Annotated in this window: 18 protein-coding genes and 1 CRISPR repeat array; of the genes, 11 read left to right on the forward strand and 7 right to left on the reverse strand. The window is 54.0% G+C overall.

The annotated features are described in order from the left end of the window. Positions 1-17 precede the first annotated feature (17 nt). From RHI63_RS02260 to RHI63_RS02285, 6 genes are all read left to right on the forward strand, one after another. Entirely contained in the window at positions 18-1,349 is a 1,332-nt protein-coding gene (locus RHI63_RS02260; RefSeq protein WP_310800410.1) for a four-carbon acid sugar kinase family protein, read from the forward strand. Positions 1,350-1,474: 125 nt separating this feature from the next. Then, positions 1,475-1,849 (forward strand): cytochrome c, encoded by a 375-nt coding sequence (locus tag RHI63_RS02265; RefSeq protein WP_302678739.1) that lies wholly within the window; start codon positions 1,475-1,477, stop codon positions 1,847-1,849. 92 nt (positions 1,850-1,941) lie between these two features. Beyond that, on the forward strand, positions 1,942-2,157 hold the full coding sequence (gene sipA / locus RHI63_RS02270; RefSeq protein ID WP_206200898.1) for a regulatory protein SipA: 216 nt from the start codon (positions 1,942-1,944) through the stop codon (positions 2,155-2,157). Between the two features lie 13 nt (positions 2,158-2,170). Then, positions 2,171-3,310 (forward strand): glycosyltransferase, encoded by a 1,140-nt coding sequence (locus RHI63_RS02275; RefSeq protein ID WP_310800411.1) that lies wholly within the window; start codon positions 2,171-2,173, stop codon positions 3,308-3,310. Between the two features lie 34 nt (positions 3,311-3,344). Then, positions 3,345-4,871: direct repeats of the CRISPR family, unit length 36 nt; unit sequence GTGCTCAACGCCTTACGGCATCAGAGGTAGAGGCAC. A 465-nt stretch (positions 4,872-5,336) separates the two neighbouring features. Then, on the forward strand, positions 5,337-6,350 hold the full coding sequence (gene rlmN / locus RHI63_RS02280; protein WP_206201582.1) for a 23S rRNA (adenine(2503)-C(2))-methyltransferase RlmN: 1,014 nt from the start codon (positions 5,337-5,339) through the stop codon (positions 6,348-6,350). Positions 6,351-6,409: 59 nt separating this feature from the next. Then, positions 6,410-8,251, forward strand: a complete 1,842-nt coding sequence (locus tag RHI63_RS02285; RefSeq protein WP_310821780.1) for an NYN domain-containing protein — start codon at positions 6,410-6,412, stop codon at positions 8,249-8,251. Here the strand turns inward: RHI63_RS02285 and RHI63_RS02290 are convergent. Next, positions 8,248-8,976, reverse strand: a complete 729-nt coding sequence (locus RHI63_RS02290; protein WP_206200901.1) for a response regulator transcription factor — start codon at positions 8,974-8,976, stop codon at positions 8,248-8,250. The two genes, RHI63_RS02285 and RHI63_RS02290, sit on opposite strands and share 4 nt — an antisense overlap. A gap of 482 nt (positions 8,977-9,458) precedes the next feature. Between RHI63_RS02290 and RHI63_RS02295 the strand changes: the two genes are divergently transcribed. Together RHI63_RS02295 and RHI63_RS02300 are read left to right on the forward strand one after the other, a co-directional pair. Next, a complete protein-coding gene (locus RHI63_RS02295) occupies positions 9,459-11,126 on the forward strand; it encodes a DUF3370 domain-containing protein (protein ID WP_302678743.1) in 1,668 nt (555 codons plus the stop codon). A gap of 11 nt (positions 11,127-11,137) precedes the next feature. Then, positions 11,138-11,893, forward strand: a complete 756-nt coding sequence (locus RHI63_RS02300) for a metallophosphoesterase family protein (protein ID WP_310821782.1) — start codon at positions 11,138-11,140, stop codon at positions 11,891-11,893. On the opposite strand, the gene lspA is transcribed toward RHI63_RS02300, so the two are convergent. Then, positions 11,890-12,366 carry a signal peptidase II gene (gene lspA, locus RHI63_RS02305; RefSeq protein ID WP_310821783.1) on the reverse strand — a complete coding sequence of 159 codons (477 nt, stop codon included), beginning with the start codon at positions 12,364-12,366 and terminating at the stop codon, positions 11,890-11,892. The two genes, RHI63_RS02300 and lspA, sit on opposite strands and share 4 nt — an antisense overlap. Next, entirely contained in the window at positions 12,363-13,442 is a 1,080-nt protein-coding gene (locus RHI63_RS02310; protein ID WP_149820305.1) for an Mrp/NBP35 family ATP-binding protein, read from the reverse strand. The genes lspA and RHI63_RS02310 overlap by 4 nt, the downstream gene beginning before the upstream one ends. On the opposite strand from RHI63_RS02310, the gene RHI63_RS02315 reads away from it, so the two are divergent. From RHI63_RS02315 to RHI63_RS02325, 3 genes are all read left to right on the forward strand, one after another. Beyond that, positions 13,441-13,653 (forward strand): hypothetical protein, encoded by a 213-nt coding sequence (locus RHI63_RS02315; RefSeq protein ID WP_302678745.1) that lies wholly within the window; start codon positions 13,441-13,443, stop codon positions 13,651-13,653. The genes RHI63_RS02310 and RHI63_RS02315 overlap by 2 nt on opposite strands. Continuing rightward, positions 13,650-15,257: a glutamine-hydrolyzing GMP synthase gene (guaA, locus tag RHI63_RS02320; protein ID WP_304941102.1), complete on the forward strand. Its 1,608-nt coding sequence runs from the start codon at positions 13,650-13,652 to the stop codon at positions 15,255-15,257. Before RHI63_RS02315 ends, guaA begins: the two co-directional genes overlap by 4 nt. Before the next feature lie 61 nt (positions 15,258-15,318). Next, on the forward strand, positions 15,319-17,196 hold the full coding sequence (locus RHI63_RS02325; protein ID WP_310800416.1) for a hypothetical protein: 1,878 nt from the start codon (positions 15,319-15,321) through the stop codon (positions 17,194-17,196). Between the two features lie 67 nt (positions 17,197-17,263). Here the strand turns inward: RHI63_RS02325 and RHI63_RS02330 are convergent, their stop codons facing one another. The 4 genes from RHI63_RS02330 to psaJ all read right to left on the reverse strand — a co-directional run bounded on the left by RHI63_RS02330 (position 17,264) and on the right by psaJ (position 20,249). Further along, the gene (locus RHI63_RS02330; protein WP_302677228.1) at positions 17,264-18,022 is read right to left on the reverse strand and encodes a ChaB family protein; all 759 of its coding nucleotides are present in this window, start codon (positions 18,020-18,022) and stop codon (positions 17,264-17,266) included. Positions 18,023-18,124: 102 nt separating this feature from the next. Then, on the reverse strand, positions 18,125-19,474 hold the full coding sequence (dnaB, locus tag RHI63_RS02335) for a replicative DNA helicase (protein WP_206200908.1): 1,350 nt from the start codon (positions 19,472-19,474) through the stop codon (positions 18,125-18,127). 14 nt (positions 19,475-19,488) lie between these two features. After that, the gene (rplI, locus tag RHI63_RS02340; protein WP_302678747.1) at positions 19,489-19,947 is read right to left on the reverse strand and encodes a 50S ribosomal protein L9; all 459 of its coding nucleotides are present in this window, start codon (positions 19,945-19,947) and stop codon (positions 19,489-19,491) included. Between the two features lie 176 nt (positions 19,948-20,123). Beyond that, the gene (gene psaJ, locus RHI63_RS02345) at positions 20,124-20,249 is read right to left on the reverse strand and encodes a photosystem I reaction center subunit IX (RefSeq protein WP_011058244.1); all 126 of its coding nucleotides are present in this window, start codon (positions 20,247-20,249) and stop codon (positions 20,124-20,126) included. Positions 20,250-20,251: the final 2 nt, after the last annotated feature.

The following is a 20,251-nucleotide window of genomic DNA, read 5'->3' on the forward strand; positions in this document are numbered from 1 at the left end:
ACGAAAGAGTGTCGGAGATGCCCTCGGTGACGCGCCCAAAAATGATTGTTCTAGATGATGACCCCACCGGTTCGCAGACAGTTCACAGTTGCCTGCTGTTGACCCGCTGGGATGTGGATACCCTCTGTCGTGGCCTCACCGATCCTGTGCCCATTTTCTTTATCCTCACCAATACCCGTGCTTTGCCACCAGAAATCGCAGCGGAGGTCACGCGCACCGTTTGCTGTCATTTGAAGGCGGCGATCGCCCAAACCGGCACCACCGATTACATGGTTGTCAGCCGTTCCGACTCCACCCTCCGCGGCCACTATCCTCTGGAAACCGATGTGATTGCCGCTGAACTGGGACCCTTTGATGCCCATTTTCTGGTGCCTGCCTTTTTAGAGGGGGGGCGCATTACCCGTGATAGCCAGCACTATCTGCTTGTTGCAGGTCAGCCGGTGCCCGTTCATGAAACGGAGTTTGCCCGCGATTCCGTCTTTGGCTATCACCACAGCTACTTACCCGACTATGTGGCCGAAAAGACCCAAGGGCGCATCCCCGCCGCAGCCGTAGAGCGTTTTGTCCTTGCCGATGTGCGCAATCCAGAGACCCTGCGCAGCCGCTTGAGTCAGTTACAAGGCAATGTCTGCGGGGTGGTGGATGCCGAGAGCCAAGAGGATTTAGACCAGTTTGCAGCAGCAGTGCTTGAGCTTGCCAGTCAAGGAAAACGCTTTTTGTTCCGCAGTGCTGCCAGTTTGCTCACGGCCTTAGCGCAGCTGCCGCCCCAGCCCACCCCCCCAGAGGCAATGGCCACCTATTGCCGCCCTGGCCGCTATGGTGCGATTTTGGTGGGTTCCCACGTGCGCAAAACCACTGAACAACTGACCGCTTTGCTGGAGGAACCCGATGTGTTTCCCATTGAAGTGCCCGTGGCTCGATTGCGCGACAGTGGGGCGGCTGAACCTGACATTATCAACGAAGTCTTGGCGGCAGTGGATCAGGCGATCGCCAGTGAGAAAACCCCCGTCATCTTTACCAGTCGTGAGGAACTCACCTTCGCGGATGCAGCGACACGGTTAGCCTTTGGGCAGCGAGTCTCGGAAGTGCTGATGGCAATTGTTCAACAGTTACCCGCCGATTTGCGCTATCTGATCAGCAAGGGGGGCATCACCTCCAACGATGTCCTCAGCAAAGGGTTAAACCTAGCCACCGTTCGCCTCTTGGGGCAAGTGATTCCGGGCTGCTCCGTGGTGCGCACAGGTGCTGATCATCCCCGTTTTCCCGAATTACCAGTGGTGCTGTTCCCCGGCAATGTCGGCGATCGCGAGGCATTGCGCATGGTGTATCGTCGCTTTCACAGTCCTTAGTGGATAGCTCAAGCCCTTGCTTTTGTCTAGGAATTTTTACTTAGTGGCTTGAATCTCGCTGAGCTCAGGGTTTAGAATGCAGTTGTAACAATAATAAACAATTTTTAATCTTTCCCGATAAGTGAATGAGTTTAGTCAACACGGTTGGGGTTCGATCAACGGTATGGCGCTGGCTGCTGCCTGTCTTGGTCGTGCTGGTGGTGGGTGGCGGTTGGGGGGTTTCTCTGCTATTGCCCCTGCGGGATCCCTACATTCAATCGGTACGAGCAGCGGTGGGCGATCCGAGTCGCGGCGAGCAAATTTTTATTCTCAACTGTGCGGCTTGTCATGGCATTGATGGCAAGGGCGAAGTGGGTCCTAGCCTTGTGCAGATTAGCCACCGCCGATCGCAAGCAAAGCTCATCCAGCAAATTATTAGCGGCGATACCCCTCCCATGCCCAAGTTTCAAGCCCAACCCCAAGACATGGCCGACCTATTAAGCTACTTGAAGACACTCTAAAACTTTTGACAAAAATCTCACAGGCGAAACCAGTATATTAAATTGAAAATTGTGCTACCAGAATTACGCATTTCGAGCATTCTTTGGTGGGAATGGAAGAAGCCTTTGCGGTGGGCGATCGCGTTCGCCTTGTGGAACTGCCCCCCTATGTGAAAACAGCGGAGCCAATGCCAATGTTGCGTCCCGCCAGTATCCTCACCCTCGGTGAAGAGGGGGTGATCCTCGGCCAGCAACCAGGGAACTATTGGGTCGTGCGCCTAGAGCGGGGTGCCTTTTTGCTGGAAGCCAAGTATCTCAAACGGCTGTAGTGCCTTCGCTGCTATGGCTCCGCTGCTGTCTCTGTGCATGATTGTCAAAAACGAAGCCCATCAATTACGGCGCTGCTTGCAGTCGGTGCAGCCTTGGGTGGATGAAATCATTGTTGTGGACACGGGTTCCACCGATGGGACGATCGCCATTGCCCGCGAGTTTACCCCCCATGTCCACGCCGTTGTCTGGCAAGCAGATTTTGCTGCCGCCCGCAATGCCTCCCTAGCCCATGCAAGCGGGGAGTGGGTCTTTTACATTGATGCCGATGAAGAATTGGTGGTTACAGATCCCCAATGGCGAGACCAGTTGAGCGCTGCAAGTGGGGATGCCATCAATCAGTGGAGTCTGCTGCGCCGTGAACAGGCGAGCGATCGCAACTGGAGTGAGTTTTGGAATGTCCGCTTTGGCCGCCGTTTTCCTGATCTTCACTTTGCCGGGGCACTCCATGAGCAACTCTATTACCGCGAACGCCCAGCGGTGGTGGGTCAGTTGCAGGGGGTCTATCTCATTCACCACAACCAACAGACGCCAGATCAGTTTCTGGCAAAGCTTCGCGATCGCAATATTCCCATCCTCGAAAAAATGGTGCAGCAGGGCGATCGCCGACTGCAAAACTTGGTGTGTCTTGGAGATCACTATGCCGCCTGTGGCGATGGCGATCGCGCCCAAGCTTGGTATGAACAAGCCCTTGAGCAAATTGCCCCTGCCGTGGCACAGGGAATTCTGCCTCAGGAGACGACTTGGCTGCGCCATCTTCTTTTTTGGGTGAGCTACCGTGCCTTTGAGGCCAAGGACTACGAAACGGCTCAGTATTACCTCAGCTATGGCCTACGCTTCTTTGATCGCTATCCGCCCCTACTCTATGTGGCGGGGTTACTCATCTTTGAATTGGGCTTGCATCGCGGAGCCTTGCCCTACTTTCACCGCTGTTTAGAACTCTTTGAGCAGGGAACCTACGATCGCGCTGAACCCTTCGATCGCCAGTGGATGACCACCCAACCTGCCTATAGTCTAGGTTTTACCTACATGACCCTTCAGGAGCGCGATCGCGCCATCGCCTATTTTCAAAAGACCCTTGAATTTAACCCTGACTATTCCCCTGCGCAGACCTACCTGCAACAACTGTTGACGGCATCGGCAAATCAAGGGTGATGCGAGTTCCCGCCCCTGCTGCCGAGCGAATCCAGTGCTCAACGCCTTACGGCATCAGAGGTAGAGGCACATCCCATCCCGCATCGCCGTTAACCCTTGCAAGGTGCTCAACGCCTTACGGCATCAGAGGTAGAGGCACCAGTGGGGATGTGGCAGCCGTGGGGATGTGGCAGCGTGCTCAACGCCTTACGGCATCAGAGGTAGAGGCACTTTTGAGAGAATAATACTTATTTTTTCGTCTTTTGTGCTCAACGCCTTACGGCATCAGAGGTAGAGGCACCTGCTGCACCAGCTTTAGCATCGGCTGCTGCACGTGCTCAACGCCTTACGGCATCAGAGGTAGAGGCACTCGTAAGTTTCTTGATGCCATCTTGCGGTCAAAATGCGTGCTCAACGCCTTACGGCATCAGAGGTAGAGGCACCTCACCCATCATTTACTCCTTTTAAGTTTAATTTCGTGCTCAACGCCTTACGGCATCAGAGGTAGAGGCACGCAGTAGGGACAGGGACAAGGCCGTGGTAGAGGCGTGCTCAACGCCTTACGGCATCAGAGGTAGAGGCACTGGGGAGCTGGGATTGGCCATTACTGGATAGACCTGTGCTCAACGCCTTACGGCATCAGAGGTAGAGGCACCGTACGGCTCAGTTACCCCGGTCTCGGCCAGAACGGTGCTCAACGCCTTACGGCATCAGAGGTAGAGGCACATCCCCTTTTTCTTTTCCATTATTTGTGGTTTCGCGTGCTCAACGCCTTACGGCATCAGAGGTAGAGGCACCGGCCACGGGAGAACCTCAAGCTCCTTGCCAAGATAGTGCTCAACGCCTTACGGCATCAGAGGTAGAGGCACCTTCTGGATTAAGCTGCCAGCCTTGAGCCTGATGTGCTCAACGCCTTACGGCATCAGAGGTAGAGGCACTTCTTGTATTTTTTCTATATTGACTTACATTAATGTGCTCAACGCCTTACGGCATCAGAGGTAGAGGCACCTACCCCTAGGGGTTAGGGGTGAATGACTTCATTAGTGCTCAACGCCTTACGGCATCAGAGGTAGAGGCACACGTACGGGCTAATCACCGCGAGAGGAGCAGTGTACTAGTGCTCAACGCCTTACGGCATCAGAGGTAGAGGCACAGGTCGAACTCCCCCATCTAGAAACTCGTAGAGGTGTGCTCAACGCCTTACGGCATCAGAGGTAGAGGCACCCAAAAGTTCGTACAAAACAGTTGGTTCAGTCGAGACGTGCTCAACGCCTTACGGCATCAGAGGTAGAGGCACTGGTAACAAGCCAGTTAGCAGGGGTGTGGTCTTGGGGTGCTCAACGCCTTACGGCATCAGAGGTAGAGGCACGCGGGGAAAAGGGACGCTCGACTGCTGCCCTCGACGGTGCTCAACGCCTTACGGCATCAGAGGTAGAGGCACATACTATGGGGATTTCTGCCCTATATCCTAAAAAGTGCTCAACGCCTTACGGCATCAGAGGTAGAGGCACAGGCAAAAGACCAAGACCAAGGAAAGGAAAGATGCGTGCTCAACGCCTTACGGCATCAGAGGTAGAGGCACAGCGGCGCCCTAGAAATGCCTCTAGGACTAGCTTAGCACAGTCACTTTTCAAGCACCTCTGGCACTTGGTTTTTTTGTGACTGTAAAATTTTTAGCCTCGGCCAGTATTCAGTTGTCAATCCCGCTCTGGGGAATAGGTTCAGAGATTTTCAAGCACCTCTAAATCTAACAAAAACTCTCAAACCAAGTCAAGGGGCTATCTTTGAATATCAGCCGTATCAGAGAATATTTGAATCCAGAGGTGCTTGCATGCGCCACAATCTTGGACAAAACTCAGCTGGCATTCTCTGGGGTCTCGCAAATTTTAGTGCTGCTGACCCGTCAGCAAGAGAAAGATTAACTGCTCTTAGCAAAACTGCAAAGCAATTGTCCCAGCGCCTCAGCGTTCTTTCTTGTGCCCCTATTCCAGAAAAGAGCAGGTTGGCAGTTTGTTAGGATCAAGGGGAAGTGAAGCGGTTGAACACTATGGCGCTGCTGGGACAGTCCGCAGTAGAGTTGAAAGCATGGGTCGAAGCCCAAGGGCAGCCTAGCTATCGGGCACAACAACTCCATCAGTGGCTCTATCAAAAGGGGGCGCGATCGCTCCAAGAGATTACAGTTTTTCCCAAACGGTGGCGTGATACCCTCGCAGGAGTAGAGATTGGCCGCTCAGAGATTCGCTATCGCCATGATGCCCAAGATGGCACTGTGAAGCTTCTGTTGACCTTAGCTGATGGCGAAACCATTGAAACGGTGGGCATTCCCAGTGGCGATCGCCTGACGGTGTGTGTGTCTTCCCAAGTGGGTTGCCCCATGGCCTGTGATTTTTGTGCCACGGGCAAAGGGGGCTATCGCCGCAATCTGGCTTGCCATGAAATCGTCGATCAGGTGCTAACGATCCAGAGTGAAATGAGGCGGCGCGTCAGCCATGTGGTGTTTATGGGTATGGGAGAGCCACTCTTAAACTTAGCGGCTGTTATCCCAGCGGTCACCTGCTTGAATCGCGATATTGGCATTGGTCAGCGGCACATTACCCTCTCAACGGTTGGTATTCCCCAACAAATTCAGCGACTGGCACAATATCAGTTGCAAATCACCCTTGCCGTCAGCCTCCATGCCCCCAACCAAGGCCTGCGAGAGCAGCTCATTCCCAGCGCCAAGCACTATCCCCTCAGACAGCTAATTGCCGATTGTCGTGCCTATGTGCAGCAAACGGGGCGCCGCGTCACCTTTGAATATACCGTTCTGGCGGGGGTCAACGATCGCCCCCAGCATGCTGAGGAGCTAGCGCAGCTATTGCGGGGCTTTCAGAGCCATGTCAATCTGATTCCCTACAATCCCATTGCAGAAGCAGCCTATCAGCGTCCCAGTGATCAGCAATTGCGACAATTTTTGGCTCAACTGCACGCCTTGGGGGTAACCGCCAGCATTCGGCGATCGCGGGGTCTGGATCGGCAAGCCGCCTGTGGCCAACTGCGCCAAGCCCAACTCAGTGCCTAAAGATTTTTTGCTATCATGATTCTCTAATTCATGTTATTCCTATCACATTTCCCTTTTGAATGAAGCCAGAGCTTTGGTTGATTGCTCCTGTTAGCGCGATCGCCCTCGGTGGTATTGCCACACTGATTCAACCCCAACAACCCTTAGCAACCCTTTTAGGGAGTGGCATCGGTGCCCTTGCAGGTGCACCCCTCATTGAAAAGAACCAACGCCGTAGCGATCGCCTCATTCGAGACATTCACACCGTCCTCTCCTCCTCCCCAGAGAGCACCGAACTCAAGGCACTTCTGCTGCAAGAACTGGCACAACAACGCCGACAACTCACTGACCTTGAACAGCACCTGCACCAAGCACTTCCTGAAGCCCTGCACCCAATTCACAACGAGATCATGCAGAGGCTGGAAACCCTCAAGGACAATCAAAGGGACGCTGCTGTTAACACGGCGACGGCGCAGCAACTTGAACCGCTCATTGAAGCCATTCATGCCCAGAGTGCGGCTCTGCAAACCATTCAGACACTCCTGCAAAGACCCCAACCCCCAGCAACCACCCTAAAAACCGCTGTCCTCTACGACATTGAGAACTTAGTCTTTAACCAAGGGCAGCGACTAGACCCCGCCAAAGTGAATGAGCTTGTTTCCCTAGACAACGTTCTGGAGGCAATTAAAAGCACTATTGATCTGGGGGAAATCGCCATCCAGCGTGCCTATGGGAACTGGCAAAATCAAATTCTCCAAGCCCTCAACGCCCAACTGGAGCGATCGCAAATCGAGCGGGTTGGCGTCTATGGTCGCAATCACAATCAGCGTAATGCAGCGGACATTCAACTTGCCCTTGATGCCATTGATCTAGCCTACCAGCATCCCGACATCAATACTTTTGTGCTCATCTCCGGCGATGGTGGCTTTGGCTCCATTGCCCTACGCCTACGGGATTACGGTAAAACCGTGATTGGCTGTGCCTACCGTAATGCCGCCAGTGATAGTTTTCAGCGGGTGTGCCACCGATTTATTTTCCTTGAGAATCCCTTCATTCAGTCCGACCCCGCCACCAATGGCAGAAACGGCACGCCTCCCCCGCGTCAACCCAATCAAGAAAATCGCACCGCGCCATTCTCACCTCGGCGTCTTCCCATTGAGCCGTTGAACTATGAACAAATTCCGCCATCGGCGATTCAACAACGGGAAACTGAAAAACTTTTGGAGCTATTCTCCTACTACACCACTGATGCAACAAGACGGCGAGAATTGGCTAGGGGTATGGTCTTTAATACCGTATTTTTAGAAATGAGATCCGTTGCCCCCCAATTGGATCCGCTGCGATTTGGCTTTTGCAAGCCCTCTGAATTAGTGGCCTACTTAACCACACACCATCAGTTACAAATTGGCGTTGCGGTGAATGGTCAATTGGGTAGAACGATTCTCTGCTGGCGCAATAACCTACCTGAGCGCTACACCCTGCGCACCTCCAGTCCCCAAACCATTCACACCGTCTCGATCTATCGTGGTATTTTTGCCGATGAAGTGGCGGCCGATTTTTTACTGACTCAGGTGGGACAGTGGTTAATTGCCCATCGTCCCCGCAATGCCCCTTTTGAGAGAATGATAAATATTATTCTTGAGCAAGCTCGTCGGCGGCAGCAGCGCATTGGTCAGCAGGGGATTAAGCGGGCGATCGCCAACTATGTCAAAGCGGGCGTTCTAACACGAACAGGGAACACCCTCACCCTCAACCCTGCCATCACGGACTTTTCTAGTTTGGCGATCGAGCTACAAATTCGCTTTCGCCAAGCCGTGGCAGAACGCCTCAGCAAGATTGGTGAAACCATCAATGAGCAGGTCTTTGCCCAAGCGGTTCCCCTCAAGCCTCTACAACTACCGACTGCGAACAACCCAACCTAGGATGCAGATGGTGGCTCAATCTGACTGGGCAGTTCCAGACAGTAGCCAGCCCCATAGACGGTTTTGATATAGCGCGGATTCCGCGGATCCGGCTCTAGTTTTGTCCGCAGGTGGCGGACGTGGACGCGAATAGTTTCAATATCATCATCGGGGTCATAGCCCCAGACTTCCTTGAGAATTTCACTGGGGGAGACCGTTTGGCCATGGCGTTGCAGCAGGCAGTGCAGGAGTTCAAATTCAAGGCGCGTCAGCTTAATAATTTTGCCAAACCAAGAGACCTCAAATCGTTCAGGCACTAGTGTCAATGGCCCATAGCTGAGGATTTCGCGATGGCCTGCCGTGGCGGGAATGCGATCGGCGCGGCGCAAGAGGGCGCGTACCCGGGCCAGCATTTCCTCCAATTCAAAGGGCTTGGTGAGATAGTCATCGGCACCGGCATTAAATCCTTCCACTTTATTATGGGTTTGGCTGAGGGCCGTCAACATCAAAATCGGAATATCTTGAGTACGGGGATCGCGGCGCAGGCGTTGGCAAATTGTAAAGCCATCCACTTGGGGCAACATCAGGTCAAGGAGAATCAGATCGGGAGAGAGTTGCACGGCGAGGGCTTGCCCTTGCATCCCATCTAAGGACTTTGTGACCTCGTAGCCCGCCATTTGCAGGTTAATTGCCAAAACGTCAGCGATCGCAGGGTCATCATCAATGATTAAGATGCGGGGCTTCATAAAATTGACAGTACTCAATCCTCACGGGCGGCCAACTACCGCTTCTGAGAGAATTATAAACATGGCAGCAAAAACCTTAAGACTTTGTTGAGTTTCTTTAGATTTTCTGAATATTTGACACCAATCTAGGGATACAGAACTTACTCTAAAATAAGGGATACCTTCAGCAGATCAGAGGCTATCCTGCATCAACTTGTCCAGTGCTGAGCGTGGCCAATCTATAGGACACTGAACAATCGAGAATTGGCCTAGACCACTTTCTAATCAGCACTTGGCGCAGTCTGAAACCCAGTTCTAGGCTGGCATTACGCGCAGCAAGCTAAACCGGAATTACGCTCATGCCGCGAGCTCTATGCGGTCTTGAGCGGATTTTCTACAAACCTAGGCTATACTTTGGGAATGCAACTTTTGGGCAGAAACGATGATCCTGTCCTGACTTTTGCGAACTGCTCACTCATGTAATGCTGTGGTTTGGATCGAATATGCTTGCTCCCATTCTTGTGGCACAAGCCGCTCTAGCAACTCCACCCCAACATGCATCCACTCTGGTACAGGGATATTCGCTTCGCTCGAATGTTGTTGTCCAAGCCAATACTGTACCCGCCAATCTAAGACCCCCTGAAGTCCCCTCGCCACCTGCGGCAACGGCCTACGTCACACCCACCAATTTTGCCTACTTCCCCCAAGACATTCGTCCTTTACCCGGCAAGTTGGACGATGTCCCCGTGTTTAACAGCAATAGTCCAGAGATGGTGCGCTCTGAGGGGATTCTCCTCTCCACCTTTCCACCCCACGGGAAATGGCAACCGGCGGCTCACCTCAACTATCCCTTAGAGGGGCGCTTTGATGTCTTTGCCCACCACATTACCCAATCCAATCGGGCGGTGAGTACGCCAACCCTCTATTTGGGGCTGCTTGCCTATAACCCAACGGATCGCTATGTCACGGTGAGATTTCATCAAGCCGCTAGTTTTTTAAGTACGCCAGATGCTCCCTTCCGCAATTTGCCCGCCATGCTCGATAACCCCACGGGCTTTGTTTTTTCAGGGCCTGGGAGTCGCGTCACCAACCAAGTGCTGCGGGGGGTACGGCAGACGTTCTTTCCCTCACAGATAACCATTCCCCCTCGCGAAGCGCGGATGCTGGCGAATTTGCCGCTGCCGTTGCCCACTCAATTTCCCAATGCGGTACTCAATCGGGTTCGGGCAGAGTTTATGCTCAATGCCGATGGCAGCGTCGGCCCCAAGTTACCCCTAATCCCGGATACAAATCCCTTTGGTGAGGTCTCCTCCTCCAATGGCCGTTCCACCCTGATGTATTTAGAAAGTAGTGGCCCGATTTACTTAGCGCAAATGTCAATGTTTGCCCGCATGAACGAGCAGGGCACCGAACGGGCACCCACCCTAGAGGAATGGTGGGCAATGCTCCATCGCGGTCAACTGGTTACCCCCCGCGACATTCCACCCACGCCCCCCAATAGTGGTCAGTTTGGGCGCTTCTTTTATGGCCGTGTGGCCGGTGTCAGTCAAGGCTCTCGCTGGCAAGCCACCCTCACCGATGGCCAAACCCATGGACAGGCTTTAACGATTCCGGCACCGGGGCGAGCCATCTCCTATGGCATTAGTACGCTGCACCGCGGCACCCTTGGCACGGGTCAAATTCAAAGTGCCCCCATGTTGGTACGCTATCCAGACACCGCCTACTACGCCCATGGCAATTATGGTGTTCACTATAGTTTGACCTTGCCCTTGGTCAACAATACCCGTCAGTTCCAGTCGGTGGTGCTAACGCTGCAAACCCCTCTCAAACAAGATCACCGCAGTGTCGTCCTCCAATTTTTGGAACCCCCGGCTCCCCAAGTGTTTTTCCGGGGAACGGTGCGTGTTCGCTTTACAGATGATTTAGGACAGAGGCAAGAGCGCTATGTCCATTTGGTACAGCGGCGGGGTCAGCGGGGAGAACCATTAGTGACATTAAATATGCGTCCAGGTGAAAAACGGGATGTTACTGTGGATCTACTCTACCCACCCGATGCCACCCCACCCCAAGTGCTGACAGTAGCGACATTGCTTGGTCCTAGCTATGAGAACACGACTCAAGTGCCGGCCGCTCCCAATTCTTTGTCCCTCACACCCGTGACGACACCCTAGGAGTGACGAGAGTGGGCGATCGCGCCGCGTGGCCAAAGGACAATCGCCTTGTTCTCATTGGGGATGTCCACGGTCACTATGAAGGCCTGTGCCGTTTACTAGATCTCGTTTCACCTCGCGTGGGCGATCGCCTGTACTTTCTTGGGGATCTGGTGGATCGCGGGCCGAGTAGTGCCGCTGTCGTGGAATTTGTGCGCCAAGGTGGCTATGGTGCTGTGCGCGGCAACCATGAAGATATGATGCTCCTCGCCTTTAAGGGCAAACAAATCAATCCTGCGCAGCTTTTTGTCTGGTCAAGGAGTGGTGGCAATGAGACCCTTGCCAGCTACACCTCCACGGAGTTGCTTTGGCAGCACTTCGACTGGCTGCACAGGTTGCCCCTTTATCAGGATTTGGGAACGGTGTTTATCGTCCATGCGGGGCTTGATCCAACACTGCCCCTAGTGCAGCAAACCAGTAAAGAGTGCTGCTGGATCCGCGAGTCGTTTTTAGGCCACCCCATCCCCTACTTTGCGGATAAAACAATTGTGGTCGGCCACACGATTACCTTTACGTTTCCCAATGTCGAAGCAGGACAAATCGTGCGGGGTGCTGGCTGGATAGACATTGAAACCGGTGCTTATCATCGCCGCAGTGGCTGGTTGACGGCGCTGGATTGGACGAATCAATGGGTCTATCAAGTGAATGTCCTCTACGGCGGTACCCGCCAAGGGGAACTGGAAACATTCCTTGTGGATTTGGCAGATTTCTCTTGGAGCACGAGCTAGCGCTGGCGCCATGCCGACCACAAAAGACACGCAATGCCGATATTAATGGCAATATCCGCCACGTTAAAGACGGGAAATTGAATCCAGCGAAAATCCAAGAAGTCAACGACTTCGCCCGTGAGAAAGCGATCAATGCCATTGCCTAAGGCGCCACCCAGTAAACAGCCATAGCCCACTTGCTGCCAGCGATTTAATCTCGGACCGAGCACCGCCCAAGTGATCAGACCCAAGCTCACGATGAGAGACAGCCAGCGCAACCAGACACTGCCATTGGCAAAGAGGCTAAAAGCCGCCCCAGTATTTGTAACGTAGGTAATGTGAAAGACACCGGGGATAATGGGCGTTGTTTGCGGCGGCACTGTTAGGGCATAGGTGGCCACAATCCATGCTTTCGTCAGGCGATCGCTAACTAAGGCGAGGCCAGCCGCCCACCAAAAAAGGGGATTCTTGATCTTGAGCCGCTTACTGCTCATCCCACAGGACTAAGGGCGGCCACTGAGACCCGTGCCGCCACCTGTTGGGCGATCGCCCGTAGGGCTTGAGCCGAAGCAGACTGCGGATCCGCAATGAGAATCGGTTGACCCAAATCTCCCCCTTCCCGCACGGGCAATTCCAAAGGCACCTGTCCTAAAAGGGGTACACCCATTTCCGCCGCCAAGGCTTCGCCGCCCCCACTGCCAAAAATGTCATAGCGACGATTGGGCAAATCGGGGGGAATAAAGTAGCTCATATTTTCCACTAGCCCAAGGACTGTGACTCCCAACTGCTGAAACATCCGCAATCCCCGCCGTGCATCCCCAAGGGCAACAGGTTGGGGCGTTGTTACAATCACTACACCTGCCATTGGTACCGCTTGCGCCAGTGTGAGTTGGGCATCCCCAGTGCCGGGGGGCAAATCCACAATCAGATAGTCCAATGCGCCCCAATCGCTTTGGTAGAGAAATTGGCGAATAATGCCATTGAGCATGGGACCGCGCCAAATGACCGGCTGATCACGATCAATCAGGAAGGCCATCGACACCACTTTCAAACCATGAGCTACCGGAGGTAACAGGACATCGCCTCTGGCTTCCTTGCGCACTTCGACAATGGCATCCTCTAGCCCCAGCATCGTGGGAACATTCGGCCCATAGATATCCGCATCAATAATGCCAACGGCAGCCCCCGCTTGGGCAAGGGCAAGGGCTAAATTCACCGCAACGGTACTTTTGCCGACCCCCCCTTTCCCACTGGAGACGGCAATAATGTTCTTGACTCCTGCTACATCGGTGCGATCGGGCAGGCTCTTTTGCTGCGGCGTTTCAGCGGTAACCGCCACTTGCACATCCATCACCCCCGGCAGAGTAAAGACGGCCTTCTTGCAATCCTCGACAATAAATTCCCGTAGGGGACAAGCCGGGGTTGTCAGTACCAGTGTAAAGCGAACCGTGCCATCCTCAATGGCAACATCGCGGATCATGTTGAGTTCCACTAGCGATCGCCGTAACTCGGGATCTTCCACAGGACGGAGAACGGCCAACACAGACTCAACAGTAAGGGGGGCACTCATGCAGGTGATTCGTTACATTCGCTACTTAGATAGCGATCGTACCATCGTTGGGCAGATTCCTCCGCCAGCCACAGCAGCGATACAGCCAACGATGCAAGCCAAGACCGCTCTCAGACAGGATCACACCCCCATTTGCCTACACTATATTTCAGAAAAGGGCGGTATTCTGGAAAGTATTAGCCATTTGGGATCAGAAGGATTGCAACGTTGACTCACTCCACCCTCCACCAACCCGCCACAGCCGCCGGCCAAGGCCTGCAACGCCAACTTATTGTCATTCTTGATTTTGGGTCGCAATACTCCGAACTTATTGCCCGCCGCATTCGTGAGACCCAAGTCTATTCCGAGGTCATTTCCTACCGCACCACTGCTGAGCAACTTGCCCAATTAGCCCCCAAGGGCATCATTCTCTCCGGTGGCCCCAACTCCGTCTATGACGAGAATGCTCCCCAATGTGATCCAGAAATTTGGAACCTCGGCATTCCCATCCTTGGCGTGTGCTATGGCATGCAACTGATGGTGCAACAGTTGGGGGGAACTGTGGAGCGAGCCACCGCTGGCGAGTATGGCAAGGCAGCGCTCTTTATTGACGACCCCACGGATCTGCTCACGAATGTTGAGCAAGAAACAATTATGTGGATGAGTCATGGTGATAGCGTCACCGAGTTGCCCCCCGGTTTTCGCGTCTTGGCGCATACCCACAATACGCCAATGGCGGCGATCGCCCATCCAGAGCGGAAACTCTATGGCGTTCAGTTCCACCCAGAGGTGGTGCACTCCGTGGGCGGTATTGCCCTGATCCGCAACTTTGTCTATCACATCTGCGATTGTGAACCCACTTGGACAACGGCTGCCTTTGTCGAAGAAGCGATCCGTGAAGTGCGCGCCAAAGTGGGGAACAAACGGGTACTCCTTGCCCTATCGGGGGGGGTGGATTCCTCGACACTGGCCTTTTTGCTCCACCGCGCCATTGGCGATCAACTCACCTGTATGTTCATTGACCAAGGGTTCATGCGCAAAGGCGAACCGGAGCGACTCCTCAAGCTCTTTCAAGAGCAGTTTCACATCAAGGTGGAGTACGTCAATGCCCGCGATCGCTTCCTTGCCCAACTGGTGGGCGTCACAGACCCCGAAGAAAAGCGCAAACGCATTGGCCATGAATTTATCCGCGTTTTTGAAGAAGAGTCGCAGCGGCTAGGGCCTTTTGACTACCTTGCTCAGGGCACGCTGTATCCCGATGTCATTGAATCGGCAAATACCAACATTGACCCGCAAACCGGCGAGCGCGTAGCGGTGAAAATCAAGAGCCACCACAATGTGGGCGGTCTGCCGGAAAACCTGCGCTTTAAGCTGGTGGAACCCCTGCGCAAGCTCTTCAAGGATGAAGTGCGCCAAGTGGGGCGATCGCTGGGTCTGCCCGAAGAAATTGTGCGGCGGCATCCTTTTCCCGGTCCCGGTTTAGCGATTCGGATTCTGGGGGAAGTGACCCCGGAACGCCTAGAGATTCTGCGGGATGCGGATCTGATTGTGCGGCAGGAAATTAACCGCGCCGAGATGTACCACGACTTTTGGCAAGCCTTTGCGGTGCTGCTGCCGATTCGCACTGTGGGGGTAATGGGCGATCAGCGAACCTATGCCTATCCAGTGGTGCTGCGGTTTGTCACCAGTGAAGATGGAATGACCGCTGATTGGGCACGGGTGCCCTACGATCTCCTCGAGCGCATTTCCAACCGCATTGTCAACGAGGTGCCGGGGGTGAATCGGGTGGTCTATGACATTACCTCCAAGCCACCGGGAACCATTGAGTGGGAATAAATTTGCCAGAAAGGGGAGCGATCGGTTTAACTGGGAGAGATGGTGGTGTGAGTGATGTGGCATGAATGGCAAATGGACGCTGGCCCTTGGCTTTAGTGCAGGTGTATGGCTGCCCCTCGCGGCAACGGCGCAATCTAGCCCGCCCCAATGGCAAATTGAGGCTCGGCCAATAACTCACCCCACCTTTGAAGTGGCACCAACGGTGGAAGCACTGCCCCAATGGCAAGCCGTTCCCGAACCTAGGGGCGATCGCCCGTGGCAGCCAGCGACGCCAGAAGAACTGGCGCAACCCATTTTGCCCCCTGTAGCTGAGCAGGCACCGACACCCGTCATTGCCGAGGAACCCCAGTATCGCATTCCCCCCTTAATGCGTCCGCCCACTCGTCTCTTTAACTTGGAGACCGCCAATATCCTGCCGGAGCAAACCCTTGAACTACGGGGGGGAATTCGCAACTATGATCCCCAAGTGGCTGGGGGCGGCGGCGGTCTGCAAATTTTCTATGGCTCCATTGACTATGCGATCAATCATCGCTTGCAAGTGAGCTTTAGTGGCAATTACTACGACGATCCCTTGGGACGCTTGGTGAAGGGGCTACAGCCCGACCTTCAGTTTGGGGCGATCGCTGCTGGTCTCAAATATCAAGTGCATCGCGGCGAGAATCTATCGGTGGCTGTGGCTGGCTCCCTAGAGGCAGTACGGGTGCGATCGGACAATTTCCTCTTTGTGCCGGGTGCCGCACGAGCCGGAACGTGGACGGTTGCCGCCTCCTTGCAAGCGCCAATGACCTATTCCTTTAATCCCCAGTTGCAGTGGCACTTTACGCCCAACCTCACCTATTTTCCCGACACAGTGAACAAGGGAGGGGAATTTTACGGCACGAACTTCAACTTTGGCACAGGCATCAGTTGGCAGCCCCATCCTCGCTTTAATCTTTTTGCCGATGTCAATATGCCCGTCGGTCCGGGGGGCAATGCCGTGCGCAGTAGCGATGGCGCGATCGTCAACCTGCCCGTGTGGAGTGCCGGTGTGCGCTTTCTAGTGAACCCTTCAGTGAGTATTGATTTGGCAGCCACCAACGCCTTTGGCATTACACCTGCAAGTCGTACCTTGGCTTTTTTGCCCGGTGCGGATCAAGTGGGTGTCATGGCGGGATTAAGCTATACCCCCAATATGGGGCCTGATTTTGCGCCACCCTTTTTGCCCAGTTTTCGCAGTGGGCCTCGGCAACCCCTCACGGATCGCGATCGCCAGCTTTTACTCAATGGCCTCACCCTTACCTCCCCCAGCACCCTTGATCCGGGGATGCTGCACCTGCGGGGCAATAGCGGCACCACAGGAACCGGTTTTCAGGTGGGCTTTGGTCTTGCCTACGATGCCCAATTTGCCATTGCCATTGAACAGTGGGAACGCGGCGAAACCCTTATCGAAAACATCAACTACAGCGGTAACTTGCAGTTGGGGCTAGCAGCGAAGTTGCGTTTCCTCGATCAGGCTCAAGGGGATCCCTTTTCTTTGGCCTTTCAAGGCTCATTTAATCGTGGCATTAAGCAGGGGGGAGGTGGCAGTCGTTCCCTAGGCGGCTTGGAACTGGCCTTTATGTATGAGCCAACCAAGAATGTGGCACTCCTGTTGAATCCCAAGTTGGGCATCTTTAGTCCCAGCCAAAAAATCGTCGGTGGTGTGGGGGTCGGCCTCAATGTTGAGGTAGTCCGCAACCTCCAATTCATTGCCGAAGCCACGCCGGTCTTTGGGCAAACGGGGGTCTATAGTGCCGGCTTGCGTTACGTCGTGCCCCAGTGGGGACTAGGCATTGATCTCTATGGATCAACGGCAGTCGGCAGCAGTATTCCCAATGCAGGTCTTGTCGGTCAGGGGTCGCCGGGGGTGGGGGTCAACCTCCATTGGCTGTTTGGCGGATCGCGGCCACAGGAGAACTAAAGTCATGCAAACTCAATAGTTGTTAGTCCCCCCTCAAGCGCAATGAAGGGGAAGAAGGGGCTAACACCTAACTGCCGTAGATGCCTTTATCATCCCGTTGGAAGAGGCGTTTGATGTGCTCCCACGCCTTAATGAGGGCATTTTTTTCATCGTTGGACTCCTTCAGCGCCTCGTTGTAGGCTTCGACAAATTTAGACTGAGCGGCCTCCGAGAGATCTGCGCGTACCTCTGGGGAAATATCCTCTGGCCCAGACAACTGCCCCTCAGGCTGACGCGGAATTTGCATCTCCGTAATGGCTGCCTCTTGACCGCCAGCGGATTGCAATAGGAGAAAAATCTCGCCGGCTTTGTCCTCAGGGACTTCAACGACCAGCAAAAATTCACCTGCCTGTACCCGCGTTTGATAAATGGCAGCTTTGTCCTGCGGCATCCCCAAGGAAATCAGTGCGGATCCTAGGCCGGCGCCCAAAGCACCATAGAGCGCACCACTGGTCGCCCCCAAAAGGGCAGCCGCCAGAGGGCCAGCAGCAGCCACAACGCCAATAAAAGGAATAAACAGAACGCCGACTCCGGTCAGCAAACTCAGCAGTGAACCAAACACCGAGCCATAGAGGGCACCCGTGGTGACGCCATCCAAAATAATATCTTTCTTAGTAATAAATCCACTAATGCGGGCTTCAGACTGAAAATTGCGGCCAATGATTGAGATATTTTCCTTGAGCACACCGCGATTCAAGAGTCGTTCGATCGCCTCTTTGACTTTGGCCTCTTCCTTGAAGGTGGCCGAGACACATTTTGTTGCTGGTTGAGCAAAAGTCGTACGCATTGATGGGTTTCCTCATCAGGACATGACCCCAGTATAGATACGAGCAATTATCGTTGACACCGAACCTCCAAGGTGAGGAAACAGAACGCTCTCCCCACTCGACTAATCGCGGGCAAGGTTTTCAAAGCGAGTGTATTGGGGGTCAAAGAGGAGCTTGACGGTGCCCACTGGGCCATTGCGGTGCTTGGCAATCAGGAGTTCACAAATGCCGCGATCGGGGGTGTCAGGGTTGTAATATTCATCGCGGTACAGCAGAATCACTAAGTCGGCATCCTGTTCAATGGAGCCGGATTCGCGCAAATCAGACATCAGGGGGCGTTTATTTTGCCGTGATTCAACACTGCGGCTGAGTTGGGAGAGGGCAATGACAGGGACATTGAGTTCCCGCGCCAGTCCCTTGAGGGAGCGGGTAATTTTGGAGAGTTCCTGCACCCGACCTTCGGTAGTTTCTTCGCCACCCATTAGTTGCAGATAGTCAATCAAAATGAGGCCGAGGCCATTGGGATGCTCGGCATGGAGACGACGGGCAGTGGAGCGAATCTCCCCAAGGGTGGGATTGGGAGTGTCGTCAATGTAGATGGGCAGTTGCGAGAGAATACCGATCGCCCGACTTAGGGGTTCCCACTGGTGTTGGCTAATGCGCCCTGCGCGCAAATAGTTGCTGTCAATGCGGGCTTCGCTGGCAAGGAGACGTTGCACCAGTTGCTCCTTGGACATCTCAAGGCTGTAGATCGCCACCCCCAGATTATGAATTTCGGCAATGCGACGGGCAATCTGTAGGGCGATCGCCGTCTTGCCCATTGAAGGACGACCGGCAATGATAATCAAGTCCGATCGCTGGAAGCCTTGGGTCATGTTGTCCAGATCATAGAAATTGCAGGATAGACCCGGCTGAATATGACCGATCGCCCGCTGCTCCAATTCCGTAAACGTGCGGGTAAGAATTTCATCGGTGCGGGTCAATCCCTGCTGAATCCGATCCTGCGTCACACTAAAGATCTGCTGCTCGGCCTGATCCAAGATCACATTCAATGAGAGGCTGCTATCGTAACCCAGCTTCACCACATGGGTACCGGCTTCAATAAGCTTACGGCGCAGGTATTTTTCCTTGACCAAGAGGGCGTAGCGATCGATATTGATCGCGCTCACTGTGCGCTCGACCAGTTCCGCCAGCTTGGTGTGCCCCCCAACTCGTTCCAATAGCCCCTGATCCTGTAGCCAAGCGGTAACGCACAGCAGATCCGTGGGGCTGCCGCGACTGTGGAGCGAAACCGCTGCCCGATAGATCTCGCGGTGGGCACTGAGGTAAAAGGCCTCAACCGGCAAAATATCCACCACGCGGTTGATGGCTTCCGGGTCTAAGAGAATACCCCCCAAGATCCACTCTTCCGCTTCGAGGTTCTGGGGGGGAATCAGTTGGCTATCGGGCTGAAAACTTGGCTCCTGAACCATCAAGGAGGCTAGCCCTAATCGGCAACGACTTGGATATTGAGTTTGACACTCACTTCGGGGTGAAGCTTGATTTCAGACGTGTAGGTGCCCAATTTGCGAATCTCCGGCAGAGTTATTTCGCGACGATCGATGGTTTCACCCGTAATCGCTTGAATCGCATCGGCCACATCTTTGGGTGTAACGCTGCCAAAGAGCATATCTTTTTCGCCCACGGGCATTGAGATGGTAATGGTGGCCAGTTTTTCGAGGGTGGCTTTTTGTTTTTCAGCAACGCCTTTAAGTTCGGCGAGCCGCTGCCGTTCTTTTTCTTGGAGCCGCTCTACGCGCCGCAGGGCACTGGGGGTTGCTGGCTCGGCAATCCCTCTTGGAAATAGGTAATTACGGGCATAGCCGGGGGCGACTTCGACAACTTGACCCATTCGCCCGAGTTTATTGACGGTTTCATTCAAGACAACTTGCACCCGCTTTGCCATGGGGATCCTCTTTCATTGAACTGGATGGGTTAACAGCAAGCGTCAGCGCTGGTGGCTACGGCTGCTATTTTAGGACAAATAAGTATTCTATAGCCTCTCGGCAGCAATTGCGACAAAAAAAGGGCAGAACGCTGTTCCACCCTTGTACCGAGTTTGTTCCAAAGTTAAGGGTTCACTTAGAGGGGATGGAAGAGCAAGTCGGGATAGAAACGATTAAACTCAATCAAAATCCCAGCGGTAATCGTCATCCAAATGGCGGCCAGCACGGGCGCGGTGGAAAGATAGGTCAAAAAGTGTTTCATGG

Source organism: Thermosynechococcus sp. GLH187 (assembly GCF_031583395.1).
Classification (GTDB): Bacteria; Cyanobacteriota; Cyanobacteriia; order Thermosynechococcales; family Thermosynechococcaceae; genus Thermosynechococcus.

Excerpts from the sequence above, each read along its gene's own strand:
- RHI63_RS02260 (WP_310800410.1), top strand. The coding sequence starts at position 18 with ATGCCCTCGGTGACGCGCCCAAAAATGATTGTTCTAGATGATGACCCC.
- RHI63_RS02265 (WP_302678739.1), top strand. The coding sequence starts at position 1,475 with ATGAGTTTAGTCAACACGGTTGGGGTTCGATCAACGGTATGGCGCTGG.
- sipA (WP_206200898.1), top strand. The coding sequence starts at position 1,942 with ATGGAAGAAGCCTTTGCGGTGGGCGATCGCGTTCGCCTTGTGGAACTG.
- RHI63_RS02275 (WP_310800411.1), top strand. The coding sequence starts at position 2,171 with ATGGCTCCGCTGCTGTCTCTGTGCATGATTGTCAAAAACGAAGCCCAT.
- rlmN (WP_206201582.1), top strand. The coding sequence starts at position 5,337 with ATGGCGCTGCTGGGACAGTCCGCAGTAGAGTTGAAAGCATGGGTCGAA.
- RHI63_RS02285 (WP_310821780.1), top strand. The coding sequence starts at position 6,410 with ATGAAGCCAGAGCTTTGGTTGATTGCTCCTGTTAGCGCGATCGCCCTC.
- RHI63_RS02290 (WP_206200901.1), bottom strand. The coding sequence starts at position 8,976 with ATGAAGCCCCGCATCTTAATCATTGATGATGACCCTGCGATCGCTGAC.
- RHI63_RS02295 (WP_302678743.1), top strand. The coding sequence starts at position 9,459 with ATGCTTGCTCCCATTCTTGTGGCACAAGCCGCTCTAGCAACTCCACCC.
- lspA (WP_310821783.1), bottom strand. The coding sequence starts at position 12,366 with ATGAGCAGTAAGCGGCTCAAGATCAAGAATCCCCTTTTTTGGTGGGCG.
- RHI63_RS02315 (WP_302678745.1), top strand. The coding sequence starts at position 13,441 with ATGCAGGTGATTCGTTACATTCGCTACTTAGATAGCGATCGTACCATC.
- RHI63_RS02310 (WP_149820305.1), bottom strand. The coding sequence starts at position 13,442 with ATGAGTGCCCCCCTTACTGTTGAGTCTGTGTTGGCCGTTCTCCGTCCT.
- RHI63_RS02325 (WP_310800416.1), top strand. The coding sequence starts at position 15,319 with ATGAATGGCAAATGGACGCTGGCCCTTGGCTTTAGTGCAGGTGTATGG.
- RHI63_RS02330 (WP_302677228.1), bottom strand. The coding sequence starts at position 18,022 with ATGCGTACGACTTTTGCTCAACCAGCAACAAAATGTGTCTCGGCCACC.
- dnaB (WP_206200908.1), bottom strand. The coding sequence starts at position 19,474 with ATGGTTCAGGAGCCAAGTTTTCAGCCCGATAGCCAACTGATTCCCCCC.
- rplI (WP_302678747.1), bottom strand. The coding sequence starts at position 19,947 with ATGGCAAAGCGGGTGCAAGTTGTCTTGAATGAAACCGTCAATAAACTC.
- psaJ (WP_011058244.1), bottom strand. The coding sequence starts at position 20,249 with ATGAAACACTTTTTGACCTATCTTTCCACCGCGCCCGTGCTGGCCGCC.